Source organism: uncultured Pseudacidovorax sp. (assembly GCF_913773995.1).
Taxonomy (GTDB): Bacteria; Pseudomonadota; Gammaproteobacteria; order Burkholderiales; family Burkholderiaceae_C; genus Xenophilus.
On sequence record NZ_CAJYES010000108.1, the window covers coordinates 1 to 20,869 of the forward strand.

Annotated in this window: 22 protein-coding genes; 6 read left to right on the forward strand and 16 right to left on the reverse strand. The window is 69.7% G+C overall.

Annotation, left to right across the window (positions count from 1 at the left end; translation table 11 throughout):
- The 7 genes from cynS to QZ772_RS09305 all read right to left on the reverse strand — a co-directional run.
- Positions 1-437 (reverse strand): cyanase (gene cynS, locus QZ772_RS09275; protein ID WP_295525071.1); only part of this gene is annotated, 437 nt, incomplete at its 3' end.
- A gap of 49 nt (positions 438-486) precedes the next feature.
- Positions 487-1,356, reverse strand: a complete 870-nt coding sequence (locus QZ772_RS09280; protein ID WP_295525074.1) for an ABC transporter ATP-binding protein — start codon at positions 1,354-1,356, stop codon at positions 487-489.
- 7 nt (positions 1,357-1,363) lie between these two features.
- Positions 1,364-2,245: a nitrate ABC transporter permease gene (ntrB, locus tag QZ772_RS09285; protein ID WP_295525077.1), complete on the reverse strand. Its 882-nt coding sequence runs from the start codon at positions 2,243-2,245 to the stop codon at positions 1,364-1,366.
- A 13-nt stretch (positions 2,246-2,258) separates the two neighbouring features.
- Positions 2,259-3,635 carry a CmpA/NrtA family ABC transporter substrate-binding protein gene (locus QZ772_RS09290; RefSeq protein WP_295525080.1) on the reverse strand — a complete coding sequence of 459 codons (1,377 nt, stop codon included), beginning with the start codon at positions 3,633-3,635 and terminating at the stop codon, positions 2,259-2,261.
- A gap of 133 nt (positions 3,636-3,768) precedes the next feature.
- Positions 3,769-4,461: a response regulator transcription factor gene (locus tag QZ772_RS09295; RefSeq protein ID WP_295525082.1), complete on the reverse strand. Its 693-nt coding sequence runs from the start codon at positions 4,459-4,461 to the stop codon at positions 3,769-3,771.
- A complete protein-coding gene (locus QZ772_RS09300) occupies positions 4,458-5,618 on the reverse strand; it encodes a PAS domain-containing sensor histidine kinase (RefSeq protein WP_295525118.1) in 1,161 nt (386 codons plus the stop codon). Before QZ772_RS09300 ends, QZ772_RS09295 begins: the two co-directional genes overlap by 4 nt.
- Positions 5,619-5,712: 94 nt before the next feature.
- A complete protein-coding gene (locus tag QZ772_RS09305; protein ID WP_295525085.1) occupies positions 5,713-6,183 on the reverse strand; it encodes a nuclear transport factor 2 family protein in 471 nt (156 codons plus the stop codon).
- A 112-nt stretch (positions 6,184-6,295) separates the two neighbouring features.
- On the opposite strand from QZ772_RS09305, the gene QZ772_RS09310 reads away from it, so the two are divergent.
- Complete coding sequence (locus tag QZ772_RS09310) at positions 6,296-6,895, forward strand: TetR/AcrR family transcriptional regulator (protein ID WP_295525088.1); 600 nt, start codon at positions 6,296-6,298, stop codon at positions 6,893-6,895.
- 6 nt (positions 6,896-6,901) lie between these two features.
- Here QZ772_RS09310 and QZ772_RS09315 read toward each other — a convergent pair whose 3' ends face one another.
- Together QZ772_RS09315 and alaS are read right to left on the reverse strand one after the other, a co-directional pair.
- Positions 6,902-7,888 (reverse strand): 2-dehydropantoate 2-reductase, encoded by a 987-nt coding sequence (locus QZ772_RS09315; protein ID WP_295525120.1) that lies wholly within the window; start codon positions 7,886-7,888, stop codon positions 6,902-6,904.
- An 88-nt stretch (positions 7,889-7,976) separates the two neighbouring features.
- Positions 7,977-10,601 (reverse strand): alanine--tRNA ligase, encoded by a 2,625-nt coding sequence (gene alaS / locus QZ772_RS09320; RefSeq protein ID WP_295525090.1) that lies wholly within the window; start codon positions 10,599-10,601, stop codon positions 7,977-7,979.
- Between the two features lie 293 nt (positions 10,602-10,894).
- On the opposite strand from alaS, the gene QZ772_RS09325 reads away from it, so the two are divergent.
- The 4 genes from QZ772_RS09325 (at position 10,895) to QZ772_RS09340 (ending at position 13,758) form a co-directional block, all read left to right on the forward strand.
- Positions 10,895-11,719 (forward strand): ferritin-like domain-containing protein, encoded by an 825-nt coding sequence (locus QZ772_RS09325; RefSeq protein ID WP_295525092.1) that lies wholly within the window; start codon positions 10,895-10,897, stop codon positions 11,717-11,719.
- A 44-nt stretch (positions 11,720-11,763) separates the two neighbouring features.
- Positions 11,764-12,411 (forward strand): endonuclease III, encoded by a 648-nt coding sequence (gene nth, locus QZ772_RS09330; RefSeq protein WP_294369450.1) that lies wholly within the window; start codon positions 11,764-11,766, stop codon positions 12,409-12,411.
- 73 nt (positions 12,412-12,484) lie between these two features.
- Complete coding sequence (locus tag QZ772_RS09335; protein WP_295525096.1) at positions 12,485-13,240, forward strand: alpha/beta hydrolase; 756 nt, start codon at positions 12,485-12,487, stop codon at positions 13,238-13,240.
- Positions 13,237-13,758, forward strand: coding sequence for a nucleoside deaminase (locus QZ772_RS09340; RefSeq protein ID WP_295525099.1), 522 nt, complete (start codon positions 13,237-13,239; stop codon positions 13,756-13,758). Before QZ772_RS09335 ends, QZ772_RS09340 begins: the two co-directional genes overlap by 4 nt.
- Positions 13,759-13,808: 50 nt before the next feature.
- On the opposite strand, the gene QZ772_RS09345 is transcribed toward QZ772_RS09340, so the two are convergent.
- From QZ772_RS09345 to QZ772_RS09360, 4 genes are all read right to left on the reverse strand, one after another.
- Positions 13,809-14,459 (reverse strand): histidine phosphatase family protein, encoded by a 651-nt coding sequence (locus QZ772_RS09345; protein WP_295525102.1) that lies wholly within the window; start codon positions 14,457-14,459, stop codon positions 13,809-13,811.
- Positions 14,444-15,241, reverse strand: coding sequence for an adenosylcobinamide-GDP ribazoletransferase (gene cobS / locus QZ772_RS09350; protein ID WP_295525104.1), 798 nt, complete (start codon positions 15,239-15,241; stop codon positions 14,444-14,446). Before cobS ends, QZ772_RS09345 begins: the two co-directional genes overlap by 16 nt.
- A 7-nt stretch (positions 15,242-15,248) precedes the next feature.
- Positions 15,249-16,316, reverse strand: coding sequence for a nicotinate-nucleotide--dimethylbenzimidazole phosphoribosyltransferase (cobT, locus tag QZ772_RS09355; protein ID WP_295525106.1), 1,068 nt, complete (start codon positions 16,314-16,316; stop codon positions 15,249-15,251).
- Between the two features lie 81 nt (positions 16,317-16,397).
- Entirely contained in the window at positions 16,398-17,864 is a 1,467-nt protein-coding gene (locus QZ772_RS09360; protein WP_295525122.1) for a cobyric acid synthase, read from the reverse strand.
- 183 nt (positions 17,865-18,047) lie between these two features.
- Here QZ772_RS09360 and QZ772_RS09365 point away from each other — a divergent pair, with 183 nt between their 5' ends.
- On the forward strand, positions 18,048-19,031 hold the full coding sequence (locus QZ772_RS09365; protein ID WP_295525109.1) for a threo-3-hydroxy-L-aspartate ammonia-lyase: 984 nt from the start codon (positions 18,048-18,050) through the stop codon (positions 19,029-19,031).
- 30 nt (positions 19,032-19,061) lie between these two features.
- Here QZ772_RS09365 and cydX read toward each other — a convergent pair whose 3' ends face one another.
- The 3 genes from cydX to QZ772_RS09380 form a co-directional block, all read right to left on the reverse strand.
- Positions 19,062-19,199, reverse strand: a complete 138-nt coding sequence (gene cydX / locus QZ772_RS09370; RefSeq protein ID WP_295525112.1) for a cytochrome bd-I oxidase subunit CydX — start codon at positions 19,197-19,199, stop codon at positions 19,062-19,064.
- A 42-nt stretch (positions 19,200-19,241) separates the two neighbouring features.
- Complete coding sequence (cydB, locus tag QZ772_RS09375; protein WP_295525114.1) at positions 19,242-20,396, reverse strand: cytochrome d ubiquinol oxidase subunit II; 1,155 nt, start codon at positions 20,394-20,396, stop codon at positions 19,242-19,244.
- A gap of 19 nt (positions 20,397-20,415) precedes the next feature.
- On the reverse strand, positions 20,416-20,869 hold a 454-nt coding region (locus QZ772_RS09380), incomplete at its 5' end, for a cytochrome ubiquinol oxidase subunit I (RefSeq protein ID WP_295525116.1).

The following is a 20,869-nucleotide window of genomic DNA, read 5'->3' on the forward strand; positions in this document are numbered from 1 at the left end:
GTCTTGTAGGGCAGGAATTTGCCCGACAGGACCACGTTCACGCGGTCGCCCTTGGGGTCGGGCTCGCGCACGATGTCCATCTTGAAGTCGATGGCGCTCATGATCCCGTCGCCGAACTCCTCGTGGATCAGCTCCTTGATGGTGGTGCCGTAGACGTTGACGATCTCATACCAGCGGTAGATCAGCGGATCGGTGGGCACGGCCGTGGGCAGCGAGCCTTTGTAGGGCACCACCTGCAGCCACTTCTGCTCGTCGGCACTCAGGCCGAAGATCTCGCCGATCATCGCGGCCTGTGTCGCGTCCAGCGTCATCTGGCCCAGGCAGGCGGCCGTGACCCATTCCTTGGACAGGCCCACCTGCTCCGCCACGGAGGCCCAGGTGATGCCCTTGGACACCTTGGTGGTGATGATCTTTTCGGTGACGTCGTTGCGGTTCATGCGATGGCTCCTTGAATGGGTGGAAGCGTGGTGGGGAAAAAAGGCCGGGTCATGCGGCGTGCGCGCGGCTGACCAGGAAATCGACGATGTGGTTGCGCAGCTCGTAGTAGCCGGGCAGCCTGTGCAGGCCGGCGCGCGTGCGCTCGCGCGGCAGCGCCACCTGCACCGATTCGGCGATACCGCCGGGCCGCCATTGGCCGTCCGGCAGCTCGACGCCGTTGCGCATCAGCAGGACGCGGTCGGCCAGCAGGATGGCTTCGTCCACGTCGTGGGTGATCATGAACACCGTCTGCTGCGTGCGCTGGACGATGGCCAGCAGCTCGTCCTGAATCGTGCCGCGCGTCAGCGCATCCAGCGCACCGAAGGGTTCGTCCAGCAGCAGCATCTTGGGCTCGATGGCGAAGGCCCGGGCGATGCCCACGCGCTGCTTCATGCCGCCCGACAGCTGCGACGGCTTCTTGTCCAGCGCCGCCGACAGGCCGACCAGGGCCACGTACTTCTCGACGTGCGCCGCCACCTGCGAACGGCGCCATTGCGGCCAGCGCGACTCGACGGCGAAGGCGATGTTGCGGCGCACCGTCAGCCAGGGCATGAGCGCATGGCTCTGGAACACCACGCCGCGCTCCAGGCTGGGCCCGCGCACCTCGCGGCCGTCCATGAAGACGTGGCCCTGGTCGGCCTCGTCCAGCCCGGCCAGCACGTTGAGGATGGTGGTCTTGCCGCAGCCGGAGTGGCCGATGATGCAGACGAATTCGCCGCGGGCGACGCCGAAGCTGACGTCGGCGAACACCGGCCGTCCGGGCTGGAACACGCGGCCCAGCCCCTGCACCTGCAGAAAGTCGGCAGCGGCACACGGCGCGGCCGGGGCGGCGGCCGCCGCCGCCACGGGGCCGGCCTCGACCGGGGGCATGGCCATCATGGCGGGCTCACTCCACATAGGTCACCTTCTTCTGCAGCGCCGCAAAGCCCAGGTCCAGCAGCATGCCGACCACGCCGATCAGCAGGATGGCGAAGATCACGTGGGTGAGCGACAGGTTGTTCCATTCGTTCCACAGGAAGTAGCCGATGCCGGTGCCGCCCACCAGCATCTCGGCCGCCACGATCACCAGCCAGGCGATGCCCATGCTGATGCGCATGCCGGTGAAGATGGTGGGCGCCGCCGCCGGCAGGATCACCCGCAGCGCCCGGCGCAGGGGCCGCACCTCCAGCGTGCTGGCCACGTTGAGCCACTCGCGCTTGACCGAGGCCACGCCGAAGGCGGTGTTGATCAGCATGGGCCACACCGAGCAGATGAAGATCACGAACACGCCCGACACCGACGAATCCTTGATGGTGTAGAGCGCCAGCGGCATCCAGGCCAGCGGCGAGATTGGCTTGAGCACCTGGATGAAGGGGTCGAAGGCCTTGCGCATCAGCGGCGACATGCCGATGAGAAAGCCCGCCGGCACCGCCACCACGCAGGCCAGGGCAAAACCCAGGCCCACGCGAAGCAGCGACCAGCCGAGCTGGATGGCGATGCCCTTGTCGTTGGGCCCGTTGTCGTAGAAGGGGTCGGACAGCTGCTGGATGATGGTGCGGCCCAGCTGGGCGGGCGTCGGAAAGCCGCTGCTCTTCTGGGCGCCCGCCGCCGGGTCCTTGCCCATCAGCTTGAGGTAGTCGATCTGCTCCTGCGTCAGGCCGGCAGTGCTGCCCGACGAGGCCACCGGCGCGGTGGCCATGTGCCAGCCGGCAAGCAAGAGCACGAGCAGCAGCAGCGACACGATGGCCGCACGCACGGTGAGCGAGGTCGAGGTCCTGTTCATGGTCATGGCGGTCCCCGCCTCAGGCCATCTTCGTGATGGCGAAGCTCTTGACGTACGCCTCGGGCTTGGCAGGGTCGAACTCCTTGCCCATCACCTTGAAGCGCGGATAGGCGCCCTCCGGCGCCTTCCAGCCGGCGGCGGCCATCTGCTTCTTGGCATCCGTCAGCAGGAAGACCTTCTCGGCGATCTGGCGGTAGTCGATCTCGCCCTTCACGTAGCCCCAGCGCTTCATCTGCGTGAGCATCCACACGGCCATGCTCTGCCAGGGCACGGGGTCGAAGTTGGCGCGGTCGGGCACGTTCTTCACGGCGCCCAGCCCGTCGGCGTATTTGCCGGTAAGCACCTGCGCGATCACCGTCTCGGGCTGGTTGAGGTACTGCGTGGGCGCGATCACCTTGGCGATCAGCTCGCGGTCCTTGGGCTGGCTGGCCATGAACGAGGCATTGATCACGGCGCGGTACAGCGCCGCGAAGGTGGCCGGGTTCTGCTGGATGAAGGCCTCGCTCACGCCGAAGGCGCAGCACGGGTGGCCGTCCCAGATCTCCTTCGACAGGATGTGGATGAAGCCGACCTCGTCGTACACCGCCCGCTGGTTGAACGGGTCCGGCCCCAGGAAGCCGTCGATGTTGCCCGCGCGCAGGTTGGCCACCATCTCGGGCGGCGGCGTGACGCGGATCTGCACGTCGGTGTCGGGGTTCACGCCATGCTCCGCCAGGTAGTAGCGCAGCAGGAAGTTGTGCATGCTGTATTCGAAGGGCACCGCGAACTTCATGCCCTTCCACTGGTTCGGATCGCGCTTGTCCTTGTGCTTGACGTGCAGGGTGATGGCCTGGCCGTTGGTGTTCTGGATGGTCGCCACCTTCATCGGCACCTGCGTGGAGCCCAGCCCCATGCTGATGGCCAGCGGCATGGGCGACAGGAAGTGGCTGGCGTCGTGCTCGCGGCTGAGCATCTTGTCGCGGATGAGCGCCCAGCCGGCCGTCTTGTTCAATTGAACGTTGAGGCCTTCCTTTTTGTAGAAGCCCAGCGGGTCGGCCATGATCAGCGGCGTGGCGCAGGTGATGGCGATGAAGCCGATCTTGAGGTCCTTCTTCTCGGGCGGGCGTTGCTCCTGCGCCATGGCCTGTAGCGAGGCGACCGGCAGCAGCGAAGCGATGGCCGCACGCGCGGTGCTGGCGCCGACGGCCTGCAGGAAGCGCCGCCGCAGCGGCTCGTGCGGGAACAGCGCCTTCACCAGGCTGGCCTCGACGAAGTCGCGCGAGGCTTCTTCCACACCGGCGGCCGCGCTTGCATGGTCGCCGGGGGCGTGATCCTGGCCGCAGGCGCAGCGCAGCATCAGCGGACGGTCGGCGTCGTAGGGGTCGGAACGGCGGTCGATGGCAGGCAGACGGGACATGCTTCACCTCGTTGATGGAATGTCCTCGCCCTTGCAACGCGCGGGCCGGATTGGGCCAGGACCGCGGCTGCCTCGACAAATCGTGCCCATGACGTCGAGCCCCTGTAGGGCCGCCACTACATGGGCATCGCCTTCAGGGCCGATTTCCGCCCTGCGCCAGCCTTTCGGCGTAGAGCGCCAGCTCCACGTCGTTCTTCGTGCCCGTCTTTTCGAGGATGCGCGCGCGGTAGGTGCTGACGGTGTTGGGCGCCAGGCCCAGGTGCGCACCAATCTCGCTCACGCTGTGCCCGGTCGTGAGCAGGCGGAAGACCTGGTGCTCACGGTGCGACAGGGCCTCGGTGGCGGCACCGCCCCGGCCCACGGCCGCCGCCAGCGCCTCGGCGGTGGCTGCCGTCACGTAGATGCCACCGGTCGCCGCCTTGCGCACGGCGGCCACCATCTCCTCCGCATCGGCGCTCTTGTTGAGGTAGCCGGCCGCGCCCAGGCGGATGCAACGCACGGCGTACTGGCGCTCGGGGTAGGTGGAGATCATCACCACCGGGAGCTGGGGCCACTCGGCCCGCAGCGCCTGCAGCACGTCGAGCCCGTCGCGGCCCGGCAGCGCGATGTCCAGCAGCACCAGGTCGATGCCGGCGCGCCCGCCGAGCGCCGCGACCTGCGTCAGCACCTCGGGCCCCGTCACGGCCTCGGCGGCGACCACGATCTCGGGCGCGCCATTGGCCGGGTCGCCCAGCACCTGGCGCAAGCCTTCGCGCACGATGCGGTGGTCGTCGCCGATCAGCACGCGGACGGCGGCAGGACGGGATGCGATGGCCGGACCGGTCATGGCGCCGGAATCCGCAGGTGCAGCGTCGTGCCCTGCCCCACCGTGCTGTGCACGTCCACGCTGCCGCCGAAATGCAGCGCGCGCTCCCGCATGCCGCGGATGCCGTACGAGCCCGGCGCATGGAAGGCCTGCACCGGTGCGCCGACGCCATCGTCGCTCACCATCAGGTGCAGGCTGTCGCTCGCCACGTGGATGTCGATGTCGACGCGGCTGGCGCGGGCATGGCGGCCCACGTTGCTCAGCATCTCCTGGAAGATGCGGAACACTGCCATCGCCGTGGGCTCGGGCAGGTCAGGCGCGTCGTCCACCGCCATGCGCCAGCCGAGGGCCAGTTCGGCGGACTGCACGAACTCGTTGGCCTGCCACTCCAGCGCGGCCCACAGGCCCTGGTGGTCGAGGATGCTGGGCCGCAGGTCGGTGATGATGCGGCCCACGTTGTCCACGGCCCGCTCGATGAGCTGGCTCATGTTGTCGCACTTGGCGCGAAGTTGCAGGCGCATCGCTTCGGCCTCGGCCGGCTCGCGCGCCTTCTGCTCACCCAGGCGGCGGTTGACCCAGTCGACATCCATCTTCATGCCCACCAGCAGGCTGCCGAGCTCGTCGTGCACTTCGCGCGCGATGCGCGTGCGCTCCTCCTCGCGCACCGAGTCCATCCAGGCCGACAGCGCGCGCACCTGGCTCAGCGCGGCGCTGAGTTCGGCCGTGCGCTCGGCCACGCGGCGCTCGAGCTCGTCGCGCGACTCGCGCATCGCCTGGGCGGCGCGCTTGCGCTCGGTGATGTCCACGAAGGTGATGACCGCCCCGCGCACCGTTTTGCCGTCGACGATGGGGTAGCTGGAATACTCGACGGCAAAGCAGCTGCCGTCACGGCGCCAGAACACCTCGCTGTCGATGCGGCAGGGCAGGCCACGGCGGAACGCGTTGAAGATGGGGCAGTCGGTGTCGGCATAGGCCGAGCCGTCGGGGTGCGAGTGGTGTGTGAGCTCGTGCATGTTGCGGCCCAGCACCTCGGAGGCGTCATGGCCCAGCAGCTCGGCGCCAGCCCGGTTGATGAACATGCAGTGGCCGTCCAGGTCGATGCCGAAGATGCCCTCGCCGGTGGACTCCAGCAGCAGGCCCAGGCGGCGGTGCCAGGGCGCCCCGTCGCCCAGGTCCATCGGAGAAGGGGCGCCCGCGAAGGCGCCAGGGTCGTGCACAGCCATGCACCTTCCGCATGCAACCGCCGTGCCCGCAAGGTGCGCGGCGCACACCTCAGAGGCCGAGCTCTTCCAGCCCCGGATGGTCCTCGGGCCGCCGGCCCAGCGGCCAGTGAAAGCGCCGGTCGCTTTCGACGATCGGCAGGTCGTTGATGCTGGCAAAGCGGCGCTGCATCAGGCCCTGGGCGTTGAATTCCCAGTTCTCGTTGCCATAGCTGCGGTACCAGTGGCCCGAGTCGTCGTGCCATTCGTAGGCGAAGCGCACCGCGATGCGATTGCCTTCGAACGCCCACAGGCCCTTGATCAGCCGGTAGTCGAGTTCGCGCGCCCACTTGCGCTGCAGGAAGGCGCGCGCGGCCTCGCGCCCAACGGGGAATTCGGTGCGGTTGCGCCAGACGGTGTCCACGGTGTAGACCTGGGCCACCCGGTCGGGATCGCGGGAGTTCCAGGCGTCCTCGGCGCCGCGCACCTTCTGGGTGGCGGATTCGATCGTGAAGGGCGGCAGGGGCGGGCGGGTGTCGGTCATCAGAGTCAGGCTCCTGGGGTGGCAAGGGTGGAAAGCGGCCGATGTAGACAGACCTGTCTACATCGGCGGTCGCACGATACTGCATGTAGACAGACCTGTCTACAATGGCGGCATGCCCTCCCCTGCCCCCCAGGATTCCGAGCTGCCTGCGCGCGAACGCATCCTCTCGACCGCCCACGACCTGTTCTACCGCGATGGCATCCGCGCCACCGGCGTCGACCGGCTGATCGCCGAGTCTGGCGTGGCCAAGCTCACCTTCTACCGGCACTTTCAGAGCAAGGATGCGCTGGTGCGCGCCTTCCTCGACCACCGGCATGCACGCTGGATGGCCTGGTTCATCGACGCGCTGGGCCGGCATGGCGCTGCAGGGGCCGCGACCGGCAGCGCCCACCTGATGCTGCTGGCCGACGTGCTGGCCGAATGGTGCGCGCAGCCGGACTTCCGCGGCTGCGCCTTCATCAACACCGTGGTCGAGCTGGGTCCTTCGATGCCCGAAGCCACGGCGGTGGTCCAGGCCCACAAGGCGGAGATGACGCAGGTGATTGCACAGCTGTTGCCGGAAGGGCCCACGCAGGGCCTGCTGGCCGACGCCGCGGCCATGGCCTTCGATGGCGCCATCGTGCGGGCGCAGATGGCCGGCGAGGCGGCCGGACGGGATGCCGCGGTCGCGACGCTCAGGGCGGTGCTGGGCGCGCTGGTGGCGCGGCGCTGAGCGCCTTCAAAGCCCCAGAGCCTGCTGCAACCGGCTCGAGTCCATGCGCGGCGGCGGCGCCGGCCAGCCGCCATCCATCAGCGCGACCATACGGGCATTGCGCGGCGCATCCAGGCCGTGGCGGCGGGCGAGTCGCACGACGGCCCCGCACAGCGCATCGACCTCGGTGCGGCGGCCCATAGCGACGTCGTCGGCCATACTGGAGCGCGCCTTGGCGTCGACCTTGAGCATGGGCGCCGCCACGCGTCGGAACAGCCAGTCCGGCAGGCGCAGCAGTCCGGGAAGCCGGTGCGCCGGCACCGCTGTCATCTGCGCCGGCTCGATGCCGGCGGCGCGCAGCACGGACAGCGCTTCGTCGATCAGCGCGGCGAAGCAGCGGCGGAAGCCGCGGTCCAGCAGCTCATCGCGCAGCGGCAGGCCGGAGAGCGCGTTGACGGGGTTGTTGAGGTTGAGCAGCAGCTTGCCCCACTGCACACCGGCCATGTCCGCATGCAGGTCCAGCGGCACGCCCGCCGCCTCGAAGACCGGCAGCCAGAGCCGCAGCGCCGCATCGTCCAGCGCCACCAGCCGACCGGGCGTGCCGCGGTGGTACGCGCCGGGCGCCAGCTCTGCGATGTTGTAGGGAACCATGCCCGGCAAGGCATGCAGCGCAGGTGCCGCTTCCTGCACCACGCGGTCGTTGCCGATGCCGTTCTGAAGCGAGAGCACGGGCGTGCCGTGCGGCAGGCCCGCGGACAGTTCGGCCGCCGCCTGCGCCGTGGCGCCGCCCTTGACCGCGAGCAGCACCAGAGCGGGCCGCGAACCGGCCGGAACGGCCTGGGCCAGGCGCAACTGGGACGCGCCAACGACGCGGCGCCCGCCATCGCGATCGGTCAGCGTGAGCCCCATGGCCGCCAGCGCCTCCACCACGCGCGGCCGGCCGACGAAGGTCACCGGCACGCCTGCGGCGGCCAGGCAGCCGCCGACGTAACAGCCGACGGCACCGGCGCCCATGACCAGCACCTCGCCCGGCACGGGCGGCTGGGCGGCGACCGGCACGTTCATCTGCTTCGAATGAGCGATGCCCCGGCGAGGGTGCCGGTCAGAGCCGCTCGGCCACCCAGCCCTGCACCGAGGCCAGGGCCTGCGGCACGGCAGCCGCGTCGCTGCCGCCGGCCATGGCCATGTCGGCCTTGCCGCCGCCCTTGCCACCCACCTGCTGGGCGACGAAGTTGACCAGCTCGCCGGCCTTGGCCTTGGCCGTCAGGTCGGCCGTGACGCCCGCAGCGATCTGCACCTTGGCGCCATCGACGGCGGCCAGCACGACGATGGCGCTCTTGAGCTTGTTCTTGAGCTGGTCCATGGTGTCGCGCAACGTCTTGGCATCGGCGCCATCCAGCTTGGCGGCCAGCACCTTCACGCCCTTGACCTCGACGGCCGAGCCCGCCAGTTCGTCGCCCTGGCTGGAGGCCAGCTTGCCCTTGAGCGCGCCGATCTCCTTCTCCAGCGCACGAACCTGATCGAGCACTTGCGCCAGGCGCGGCTGCACATCGGTGGCCGGGGTCTTGAGCGTGGCGGCCACGCTCTGCACGGTGCCTTCCAGGCCCTGCAGATAGGCCAAAGCGTTCAGGCCAGTCACGGCCTCCACTCGGCGCACCCCAGCGGCCACGCCCGATTCGCTGACGATCTTGAACAGGCCGATGTCGCCGGTGCGCTGCACATGCGTGCCGCCGCACAGTTCGCGGCTGCTGCCGATGTCCAGCACGCGCACGGTCTCGCCGTACTTCTCGCCGAACAGCATCATGGCGCCGGTCTTCTGGGCTTCTTCGAGCGGCAGCACCCGGGCGTGCGTGGCGGCGTTGGCCAGCACCTCGGCGTTGACGCGCTGCTCGATCTCGGTGATCTGCACGGCCGTCACGGGTGCGTTGTGGGCGAAGTCGAAGCGGGTCTTGTCGGCATCGACCAGCGAGCCCTTCTGCTGCACGTGCGTGCCCAGCACTTCGCGCAGGGCCTTGTGCATCAGGTGGGTGACGCTGTGGTTGCGGGCGGTGGAGGCGCGGCGCTCGCCGTCGACGGCAGCCGTGACGGCATCGCCGACCTTGAGCGTGCCCTGCGTCTGCATGCCATGGTGGCCGAAGACGTCGGCCTTGATCTTCTGCGTGTCCTGCACGCCGAAGACCACGCCCTCGGCCGTGATCAGGCCCTGGTCGCCGACCTGGCCGCCGCTTTCGGCATAGAAGGGCGTGGTGTCGAGCACCACGATGCCGGCCTGGCCCTGGGCCAGCTGCTGCACGGCAGCGCCTTCGTGGTAGAGCGCGACCACCTTGGCGGCCTCCTGCAGGTGCTCGTAGCCGGTGAAGACGTTGCCGGCGCCGGCGTAATCGACCGCGCGCTCCATCTTGAACTTGCCGGCAGCGCGACCGGCGGCCTTCTGGCGCTCCATGGCGGCATCGAAGCCGGCCTCGTCAACCGTGACGTCGCGCTCGCGGCAGACGTCCTGCGTCAGGTCCAGCGGGAAGCCGTAGGTGTCGTGCAGCTTGAAGGCGACCTCGCCCGGCAGAGCCTTCTGGCCGCCGGCCAGGGCCGTGTCCAGGATGTCCATGCCGTTGGCCAGCGTCTCGTAGAAGCGCTCTTCCTCGGCCTTGAGCGTGTCGGTGATGTGCTGGGCCTGGGCCTGCAGGCGCGGATAGGCCGCGCCCATCAGCGTGACGAGATCGGCCACCAGCTTGTGGAAGAAGGGCTTCTTCTGGCCCAGCTTGTAGCCGTGGCGGATGGCACGGCGGATGATGCGGCGCTGCACGTAGCCGCGGCCTTCGTTGCTGGGCACCACGCCGTCGCTCACCAGGAAGGAGGTGGCGCGGATATGGTCGGCGATGACCTTGAGCGAGGGATTGGCGAGGTCGGTGCAGGCGGTCTCGCGCGCGGCGGCCTTGATCAGCGCGTCGAAGATGTCGATCTCGTAGTTGCTGTGCACGTGCTGCAGGATGGCCGCCAGGCGCTCCAGGCCCATGCCGGTGTCCACGCAGGGCGCGGGCAGTTTCACGACGCTGCCGTCCTCCTTCATGTCGAACTGCATGAACACGTGGTTCCAGATCTCGATGAAGCGGTCGCCGTCTTCCTCGGGGCTGCCCGGAGGGCCGCCGGGGATGTGCGCGCCGTGGTCGTAGAAGATCTCGGAGCAGGGACCGCAGGGACCGGTGTCGGCCATCATCCAGAAGTTGTCGGACTTGTACTTGCCGCCCTTGTTGTCGCCGATGCGGATCACACGCTCGGGCGGCAGGCCGATCTCCTTGGTCCAGATGTCGTAGGCCTCGTCGTCGTCGATGTAGACGGTAGCCAGCAGCTTCTCGGCGGGCAGCTTGAAGACCTGCGTCAGCAGCTCCCAGCCCCACTTGAGCGACTCGCGCTTGAAGTAGTCGCCGAAGCTCCAGTTGCCCAGCATCTCGAAGAAGGTGTGGTGGCGGGCGGTGTAACCCACGTTCTCCAGGTCGTTGTGCTTGCCGCCGGCGCGCAGGCAGGCCTGCACCGACGCGGCGCGCACGTAGGGCCGCTTGTCCTCGCCCAGGAACACGTCCTTGAACTGCACCATGCCCGAGTTGGTGAACATCAGCGTCGGGTCGTTGCCCGGCACCAGCGGGCTGGACGCGACCACGGTGTGGCCCTTGGATTCGAAGAAGTCGAGGAAGGTCTTGCGGATGTCCGCAACCGTGAAGGTGGGCTGGCTCATGTGGTGTGGTCGCTCTGTACCGCGGTGCGCCGCGGCTTGGGGGCGCCTGATGCAGGCCCCGATGGCCGGCCCAAGTGCCTGATTTCGCAGAACAATCGATTATAGGTTTGGGGGGTATGGCCGGCGCCGGGCAAGGGGACGGCAAGCGCTCTGGTCACGTTCACGTCAGCATGCGGACGCGATACCTGCAAAAACGGCGCCGTTCGTGACGATTTCCTACTGAAAAAAATCGGTAAAAGCCATAGGGTACGAGACCACCACCGTGGCCGCTTCCGCGGTTGCCAGGAGAACCCATGCTGGACGCGCACACCAAATCGCACTGGACCCTCGACGACCTCGACTTCTCGCGCGTCGACATCGACAAGGCGCGTGGCGACGACACCCTCTTCTACCTGGCCTGCTCCGCCTCCTTCATCGAGAGCGGCTCCGATCTCTACACCCGCAACCTGATCGATTATTTCGAGGGCGACGACGAAGTGGCCGGCTGGCTGCGCAGCCAGTGGGAGCCCGAAGAGTTGCAGCACGGCAGCGCACTGCGCGCCTACGTGGAGCATGTGTGGCCCGACTTCGACTGGCAGCCGGCCTACGACGCCTTCCTGGCCGAATACGCCACCTACTGCAAAGTGGAGTTGCTGGCCCCCACGCGCGGCCTGGAGATGTCGGCCCGCTGTGTCGTCGAGACCGGCACCGCCACCTACTACAAGGCCCTGGCGCGCTTCACCCGCGAGCCGGTCTTCCACGACCTGGCTACGCGCATCGCGGCGGACGAAGTCAACCACTACAAGCACTTCTACCGCTACTACCGGCGCTACCGCGAGCAGGAGCGGCTGGGCCGGGCGCGCGTCTTCGGCACGGTGGCCAAACGCACGCTGGAACTCAAGAGCGAGGACGCCGACTGCGCCATCCGCCACATCGCGCCTGCCCGGGCTCCTGCACAGGGCCACGATCCCCGGTACCTGCGCCAGGTCAGCCAGGACCTGAACCGCGTGATCCGCACGAACCTCGAAGTCGGCCCCACCCTCAAGATGCTGATGCGTCCGCTGGAGCTGCCGCCCCGCGTCCAGGCGGCCATGCAGGTGCCGGTGGCCCAGTTCATGCAGAAGGTCTTCCTGCGCTGACCCTGCCTCCGACCCGCGGGGCGGCGCCCCATAATCGCCGCCCCATGAAAGTCGCCGACATCGGTCCCTTCTTCGCCACGCTCCAGGCCGCCAACCCGGCGCCCGCCACCGAGCTGGAATACACCACCCCCTTCGAGTTGCTGGCCGCCGTGCTGCTGTCGGCCCAGGCCACCGACGTCGGCGTCAACAAGGCCACGCGCAAGCTCTATCCCGTGGCCAACACGCCGCAGGCCATCCTGGACCTGGGCCTCGAAGGCCTGGAGGGCTACATCAAGACCATCGGCCTGTACCGCAGCAAGGCCCGCCACCTGATGGAAACCTGCCGCATGCTGGTGGAGCAGCACGGCGGCGAGGTGCCGCGCAGCCGCGAGGCGCTGGAGGCCCTGCCCGGCGTGGGCCGCAAGACGGCCAACGTGGTGCTCAACGTGGCCTTCGGCGAGCCCACCATCGCGGTGGACACACACATCTTCCGCGTCAGCAACCGCACCGGCCTGGCGCCGGGCAAGACGCCGCTGGCGGTGGAACTCAAGCTGGGCAAGCGCGTGCCGGTCGAATACCGGCTGCATGCCCACCACTGGCTGATCCTGCATGGCCGCTACGTGTGCGTGGCGCGCAAGCCGCGCTGCTGGGAATGCGCCGTGGCGGCCTACTGTGACTTCAAGCCGAAGACGCCGGCGCCCGCCACGAAGTAGCGCCGGGCGCCTTTCTCAACCAGCTGATCCACACAGCCACGTCCACCCGCCCTTTCACCCGACGACCGTCGCCATGACCCGCCACATCGTCCTCATCCACGGCGCCTGGCAGGGCGCCTGGGCCTTCGACGCCTGGCTGCCCCTGCTGCGCGAACGCGGCTGGCAGCCACATGCCGTCGACCTGCCCGGCAACGGCTGGCCGCCGCTGGGCGATGCGCCCGCCGGCCTGGACACCTACACCGCCCATGTGGCGGGCGTGATCGAGGCTCTGGGCGAGCCGGCCGTGGTGCTGGGCCACAGCGGTGGCGGCATCACCGCCTCGCAGGTGGCCGAGGCGCTGCCCCAGCGCGTGGCCGCCCTGGTCTACCTGGCCGGGATGATGTTGCCTTCCGGCATGGGCTTCGGGGAACTGGTGCGGCAGGTGCAGGCCGAACAGCCCGGCCGCGACCTCTCCGGCATCGGGCCCTGGCTGCAATGGAACGCCGACCGCAGCGCCAGCCGCGTGCCCGCCGAAGGCGCGCTGCGCTGCTTCGTCCACGACTGCGAGCCCGCTGCCGCCGCACAGGCCGCCGCGCTGCTGCGCCCGCAGCCCGAAGGCGGACGCGCCATGGTCAACCGGCTGAGCGCCGGACGATTCGGCCGCGCGCCGCGCTTCTACGTGGAATGCCTGGACGACCAGTCGGTCTACCACCCGCTTCAGGAACGCATGCAGCAGCTCAGCCCCGGCGCCCGCCGCCTCACCCTGCCCTGCGGCCATGTGCCGCAACTGGCCGCCCCGCGGGCCCTAACCGATCTCCTGCTGCCCGAACTCGAAGCCCTGCTGCCATGACCGATACCACCGTGCCCACCTACCCGCCCCAGGGCCTTGCGCCCACGCATGAACAGATCCTGCGCCACCTGCGCCGCTCCAACGAGGTGGCGCGCCGTGCCATGGCGCTAGGCCACCATCCCTTCGGTGCGGTCCTGGTTGGCCCGGACCAGGAGACGGTGCTGCTGGAGCAATGCAACATCGACACGGTCAACCATGCCGAGTCCACGCTGGCGCGCGTGGCGGCCACCAATTTCACGCCCGAGTTCATGTGGAGCTGCACGCTCTACACCGCGGTAGAGCCGTGCTGCATGTGCGCCGGTACCGCCTACTGGGCCAACATCGGCCGCGTGGTGTTCGGCATGACCGAGCACCAATTGCTCGAGGCCACGGGCGACCATGCCGAGAACCCGACGATGAGCGTGCCTTCGCGCTATGTCTTCGACCATTGCCAGAAGCCGGTCGAGCTGATCGGGCCGGTGCCGGAGATCGCGGAGGAGACGGTGGCGATGCAGAAGGCGTTCTGGGCCGGACGCTGAGCCGCAGGAGAAGAAACGGCCCGCCGTGAGCATCAGGCGCGCCGCCGGCATCAGCCGTGCAGCGGCCCCCGAGTCGCTGCGACAGGCCCTGGCCGGCCCTCTCCGTCATCGCCCGTCGTCACGCGAAGCATCGTGCAGCGGCCGAACTCCACCGGCGTCGCGGGCCAGTCCGCGGCAATGGCGATGCGCCGCCGGCCGTGGCTCAGCAGCTCGACCGCACGGATCACGCCGGCATGGGTGATCCACAGCTCCGCCTGGCCGCCGAGTCGCCATTCGTCCCAGGCAGACCCGATGCGGTCCAGGAAGCGATGCACGCTCTCGCCATGCAGCCCCGGCGGCGTCTCGCCGAAGTCCTGGGTCCACGTCTCCAAGGCCTGCCGGCCGATGTCCGCCCACTGCCGGCCCTCCCAGGCGCCGAAGTCCATCTCGGCCAGGCGCAGGTCGGTGCGGGCGACGAGGTCCGGACGCAGCGCGTGAAGGGCCCGCGCCAGGTCTTGGCAGCGCCGGGCGGGCGAGCAGCGAACCGCCAGGTCCTTGGGCAGCCGGCTCGCCGCCTCCTGAGCGGCTTCCTGCGTGGCCAACGGATCGGCGTCGACCTCAGTGACGCCGTAGCACAGGCCCGGCGCGACGAGCACCCGCGCATGCCGCATCAACCACAGCGCGGGCGTCATGGACTCGAGCGGGCTCACCAGGGCCGCCATGCCAGCGCCAGGTAGATCGCCAGCTCGCACAGCTGCTGCGTCGCACCCAGGCCGTCGCCGGTGAAGCCGCCGAGCCGGCGCCGCAGCAGGCGGAACATCCACGCCGCCGCGGCCGCGCCCAGCAGCAGCGCGGCCAGTCCGTGCAGCAGACCCTGGGCGGCCAGCAGCAACAGGGCGGCAGGCGCGGACCAGACCAAGCCCACCGCCAGTGTCCCGGCCGGCAAGGCATCGGCCAGCGGCTTGGATTTGGAGGTCACGCTGTCGCCCACATGCGGCAGCGCGCGGATGATGAACAGGGGCGCCAGCCGCGACAGCACATGCGCCGCCAGCAGCGAAGCCACCGCCGCCGACGCACCCTGCTCCGCCAGCGTGGCGAGCAGCGCCGCCTTGAGCCCCAGTGCCAGCACCAGCGCCAGCGCACCGAAGCTGCCGATGCGCGAGTCCTTCATGATCTCCAACGCGCGCTCGCGCTGCGCCGAACCACCGAGCCCATCCGCCGTGTCGGCCAGTCCGTCCTCGTGGAACCCGCCGGTCGTCCAGACCGTCACGGCCGTGGCCAGCACGGCGGCAGCCAAAGCGCCCATGGGCCCGCGCAGGCCGGCGAGACCCAGCGCGAACACCATGGCCGCGATCAATCCGACCACCCAGCCGATGCCTGGAAAGTGCGCGGCGCTGGCCCGCAGCATCTGCGGGCTGTAGCCCACCCAGGCCGCGAGCCGCCCCGTGACCGGGATGCGGGTGAAGAACTGCAGCGCCAGAAGGAAATGCCGAAGGCCGCTCATCGCCCCGTCAGTCCGACTGGCGCGAGACGCCGGCCGATTCGAAGCTGGCCATCTCGCCGAGGATGCGGCAGGCCGATTCGAGCAGCGGCCAGGCCAGAGCGGCGCCCGAGCCTTCACCCAGGCGCAGGCCCAGGTCCAGCAAGGGCTGAAGCTCCAGCGCCTGCAGCAGGCGCGCATGTCCCGGTTCGGCCGAGCCATGAGCCGCGACACAGCGCTGCACGACCTGCGGCCGCAGGCCCTGCGCCACCAGCACGGCGGCGCTGGCGATGAAGCCATCGACCACGATCACCCGCCGCTCCTCGGCCGCCTGCAGCACGGCGCCGGCCAGCGTCGCGATCTCGAAGCCGCCGAAGGCGCACAGTGCCGCCAGCGGCCCCTGCGCATCGGCATGCCGCGTCAGCACCTGGCGGAGCACGGCGCGCTTGCGGGCCAGGCCGGCGGCATCGAGGCCGGTGCCGGGGCCGGTGCAGGCGTCTATGTCGGCGCCCGTCAGGCGCGCCAGCAGCAGTGCCGCGGCGGAGCTGTTGCCGATGCCCATCTCGCCCAGCAGCAGTGCATTGCCGGGCAGGCCGCGCACCACCTCGCGGCCGTTGGCGATGGCCTGCGCGCATTGCTGCGACGTCATGGCAGGGCCTTGCGAGGCATCGGCCGTGCCGGCGCCGACGCGGCGCGAGAGCAGGCCCGGCGCAGGGTCGAAGGCCTGGCGCACGCCGCAGTCCACGACGGTGAGCGCCAGCCCGTGCTGGCGTGCCAGGACGCTCACGGCCGCACCGCCGGCCAGGAAGTTGTGGACCATCTGCCAGGTCACGTCGGCCGGATAGGCCGACACGCCCTGCTGCGCGAGACCATGGTCGGCGGCGCAAACCAGCACCTGGGGTTGCTGCAGCTTGGGCGAGGTGCTGCCCAGGATCAGGCCCACGCGTAGTGCCAGAGCCTCCAGCCGGCCGAGGGCGCCCAGAGGCTTGGTCTTGTTGTCGATGGCTGCCTGCAGACGTTCGGCCAGCCCGGCGTCATGCAGGTCGGCAACGGGGGGCAGGTCGAGGTCCTGCAGCAAGGAGTCTGGTGAGAAGGTCATATCGGTTTCAAGGGCGATGGCCGCAGGCGCCGCCGTCCGTGTCCGGCATGGGCGCCGTGCGCGGCCAAGGCCCCTGCAGGTTCACGGATCGATCAACCCGGCCAGCACGCCGGGCGCGAAGTGTCGGTCGATGTAGTCGGCCAATCCGTCGAAGGTGGCATCCAGCGTGGGCACCTGCGCACCGAACAGCGCGCGCACCACGCCCGCATCCTCGAACAGGCCGTGCAGGTAAAGGCCCAGCACGTTGCCCGCGGTGCTCTGCCAGCCCAGGCCATCGGGCAGCACGGCCCGGCCCTGCGTCGCCAGTTGCGGATGCACGCCGGTCTGGCCGTGGTGGATCTCGTAGCCTGCCAGCGGCACCTGCGCCAAGGCTGACCAGGGGCCGCCGACGGCCTCGAAGCGCGTGCGGCGCAGGCGCACCGTCTTCTCGCGCGCGAACACCGTGACTAGCGGCAGCAGCCCGAGACCGGGCGCATTGCCGTCGATGCCATGCGGATCGACCAGCGCCTCACCCAGCATCTGCAGGCCGCCGCAGATGCCCAACACGCGGCCGCCCGCCGAGGCATGCGCGGCGATCGCCCGGTCCAGCCCCTGCGCTCGCAGCCACGCCAGATCGCTGGCCGTGGCCTTGGAGCCGGGCAGCACGATCCAGTCGACGCCCGCCAGCGCCTCGGGCGTGCGGGCCCAGACGAGCCGCAGGCCCGGCACCTTCTTGAGCGGCTGGAATTCGTCGAGGTTGCTGATGCGGGGATAGGCCACCACCGCCACCGTGATAGCGCCCGCCACGCGATCACCGCTCGGCCGGTCGTCGAACACGCCGTCTTCCTCCGGCAGACCGTGCTGCCACCACATGGGCAGCGTGGCAACGGTGGGCACGCCGGTGAGGCCCTGCAACTGCTCGGGGCCGGGTGCCAGCAGCGACGCATCGCCGCGGAAGCGATTGAGCACGAAGCCGGCCAGGCGGGTGCGGTCAGCCTCGGGCATCAATGCCCAGGTGCCGTAGAGATGCGCGAAGGCACCGCCGCGGTCGATGTCGGTCACCAGCAGGCAGCGCGCATCGGCATGGCGGGCCATGCGAAGGTTGACGATGTCGCTGGCCATCAGGTTGATCTCGGCCGGGGAGCCCGCGCCTTCGAGCACCACCACGTCGTGGTCGGCCGCGAGGCTGTCGAAGGCTTCGGCGATACGCGGCCAGACGACGGCGCTGCGCTCCCGCCATGGCGTGCGCGTCAGCGCCTCGTGCACCTCGCCCATCAGGATCACCTGGCTGGCGGTGTCGCGCTCGGGCTTGAGCAGCAGCGGGTTCATGCGCACGTCGGGCACGGCACGGGCGGCCAGGGCCTGGAAATACTGGGCGCTGCCGATCTCGCCACCGTGGTCCGCGTCGGTGCGGGCAGGCACCACGCGGGCGTTGTTGCTCATGTTCTGCGCCTTGAAGGGCGCCACCCGCAGGCCCTGCCGGGCGTACCAGCGGCACAGCGCGGTGGCCAGCCAGCTCTTGCCGGCACCACTGGTGGTGCCGAGGATCATGACGCAGCGCGCGCCCATCAGCGGCCTGGGCGCCATGCGCGGAGACGGATCGGCAGATGATGGCAGCGGGCGCAGGGCATCGAAAAATCATAGCCGCCGCGGCACGTGCGATCCGGCCGGCGGGACCGTCGGCCTGTTCTGCTGCCGTGCCCTTCGATCTGTTCCGGCTCCTGCGCGGTCCGGCGTGGCATGCTCCGGTGCATGACCGAGCTGACCCTTCCCACCTATGACGATGTGGCCGCTGCGGCCGCGCGGATCGACGGCCACGCCCACCGCACGCCGGTGATGCGCTCACGCACCGCGGACGCCGAACTCGGCGCGCAGGTCTTCTTCAAGTGCGAGAACCTCCAGCGCATGGGTGCCTTCAAGTTCCGGGGTGCCTTCAGCGCGTTGTCGAAGCTGGACGCCGCGCAGCGCCGCGCCGGCGTCGCGGCCTTCTCCTCGGGCAATCATGCGCAGGCCGTGGCACTGGCCGCGCGCGAACTGGGCATGCCGGCCGCCATCCTGATGCCAGAGGACGCCCCGGCCGCCAAGATCGCCGCGACCCGCGGCTACGGCGGCGAGGTCATCACCTACGACCGCTACACGCAGGACCGCGAGCAGCTGGCCCGCGGCCTGGCCGAGCAACGCGGCATGACGTTGATCCCGCCATACGACCACCCGGACGTACTCGCCGGCCAGGGCACGGCCGTCAAGGAGCTGATCGAAGACACGGGGCCGCTCGATGCGCTGTTCGTCTGCCTGGGTGGCGGCGGCCTGCTGTCGGGCTCGGCGCTTGCGGCGCGGGCGCTGTCACCCCAATGCAGGGTCTACGGCGTGGAGCCCGAAGCCGGCAACGACGGCCAGCAGTCGCTGCGCGCCGGCCGCATCGTGCACATCGACACGCCCCGCACCATCGCCGACGGCGCGCAGACGCAGCACCTGGGCGCCTACACCTTCGCCATCATCCGCCGCGACGTCGACGACATCCTCATCGCCACCGACGCACAGTTGGTCGAGGCCATGCGCTTCTTCTTCACGCGCATGAAGCTGGTGGTCGAGCCCACCGGCTGCCTCGCCTTTGCGGCGGCGCGGGCCATGAAGGACGCGCTGCGCGGCCAGCGCGTGGGGGTGATCCTGAGCGGCGGCAACGTGGACATGGCGCGCTTCTGCGCGCTGATGGCAGAGCCGGCTGGGGTCCGCTGACCGGGCAGCCGGCGTCGCGTTCACCGCATCTCAGCCGGGCGAGGCACCCGGTGGGTCGAGCTTGTCATGCCGGATCGCCTCGTCTTCCATCAGCTCGAACCACATCGCGTTGAGCACGGCGAAGGCCGCCGCGAGCGGCAGGCCGAGGAGCCAGGAGAAATACCACATGGTGTTGTTCCTTCGTGTTGTTGAAACGCAGCGCGGGCACGCTCAGTAGGCGTGCCCACGCTCCTCGCGGATCGCATCGGGATCGACCTTGCCGCGCATCACCGAGAACACCCAGCTCGTGTAGGCCAGGATGATCGGCATGAACACCAGCGTGCACACCAGCATGATGAAGAGCGTGAGGTGGCTGGACGAGGCGTCCCACACCGTCAGGCTGGCGCGCGGGTCCAGCGACGAGGGCAGCAGGAAGGGGAACATCGACACGCCCACGCTGACGATCACGCCGGCGATGGCGAGGCCGCTGGCCAGCAGTGCCGGCAACTCGCGCCGGGCCATGAAGAACAGCGCAGCGAGCAACGCGCCCGCCACGCCCAGCGCCGGCACCAGCCACAGCGCCGGATGCGCCGCATAGTTGGCGAACCAGGCGCCCTGCCCCACCGCCACCGTCTTCAGCAGCGGTGCGGAGGGGCCGACCGCGTTGATGGGGCTGGTGATCTCATAGCCGCCCACGAAGCGCGCCAGCAGCAGGCCAGCCATCGCATACAGCAGGGCTGTCAGCGGTGCGGCCACGATACCGATGCGCCGTGCCCGCTCGGCCACGGCGCCGCCGGTCTTCAGCTGCAGCCAGGCCGCGCCGTGCATCGCCAGCATCGCCACCGACAGCACGCCCGCCAGCAGCGCATAGGGATTGAGCAGGCCGAGGAAGCTGCCCTCGTAGAAGATGCGCATGTCGTCGCTGAAGCGGAAGGGCACGCCCTGCAGCACATTGCCCAATGCCACGCCGAAGATCAGCGCGGGCACGAAGCCGCCGACGAAGAGCGCCCAGTCCCAGCGCGAGCGCCACGCCGGGTCGTCCTTCTTGCTGCGGAACTTGAAGCCCAACGGCCGCAGGATCAGCGCCACCAGGATGGCGAACATGGCCAGGTAGAAGCCCGAGAAGGACACGGCATAGATGTGCGGCCAGGCGGCGAAGATGGCGCCGCCGCCCAGGATCAGCCAGACCTGGTTGCCTTCCCACACCGGGCCGATGCTGTTGATGACCACGCGGCGCTCGGTGTCGTCGCGGCCGACGAAGGGCAGCAGCATGGCGCTGCCGAGGTCGAAGCCGTCGGTGAGCGCGAAGCCCACCAGCAGCACGCCCAGCAAGGCCCACCAGATGAGGCGCAGGACGTCGTAGGAAATGAGTTCGTGAAGGATCATGATGCGGCTCCTGCGGTGATCAGCGCACCAGCGCGAGTTCGGGGGCAGCCTCGGCGCGGAGCGCGGCCGGCGGCGGCACGGGATGCTCCTGCGGCCCCTTGCGGATGGACTTGAGCATCAGCTTCATCTCGATGACGAGCAGCACGCTGTAGATGGCCACGAAGCCCAGCAGCGTGGCCAGCACGGTGCCGGCGCCCAGGTTGGAGACGGCCACGCCCGTGGGCAGCACGCCTTCGATGATCCAGGGCTGGCGCCCGAACTCGGCCACGAACCAGCCGCATTCGGCGGCGATCCACGGCAGCGGGATCGCCCACACCGCCACCTTCAGCAACCAGGGATGCGCCTCCAGCCGGCGCCGCGCCGATAGCCAGAAGAAGGCGGCCGTGAGCACGATGAAAAACAGGCCCAGCGCGACCATGATCCGGAAGGTCCAGTACAGCGGCGCGACCTGCGGCACGGTGTCCCAGGCGGCC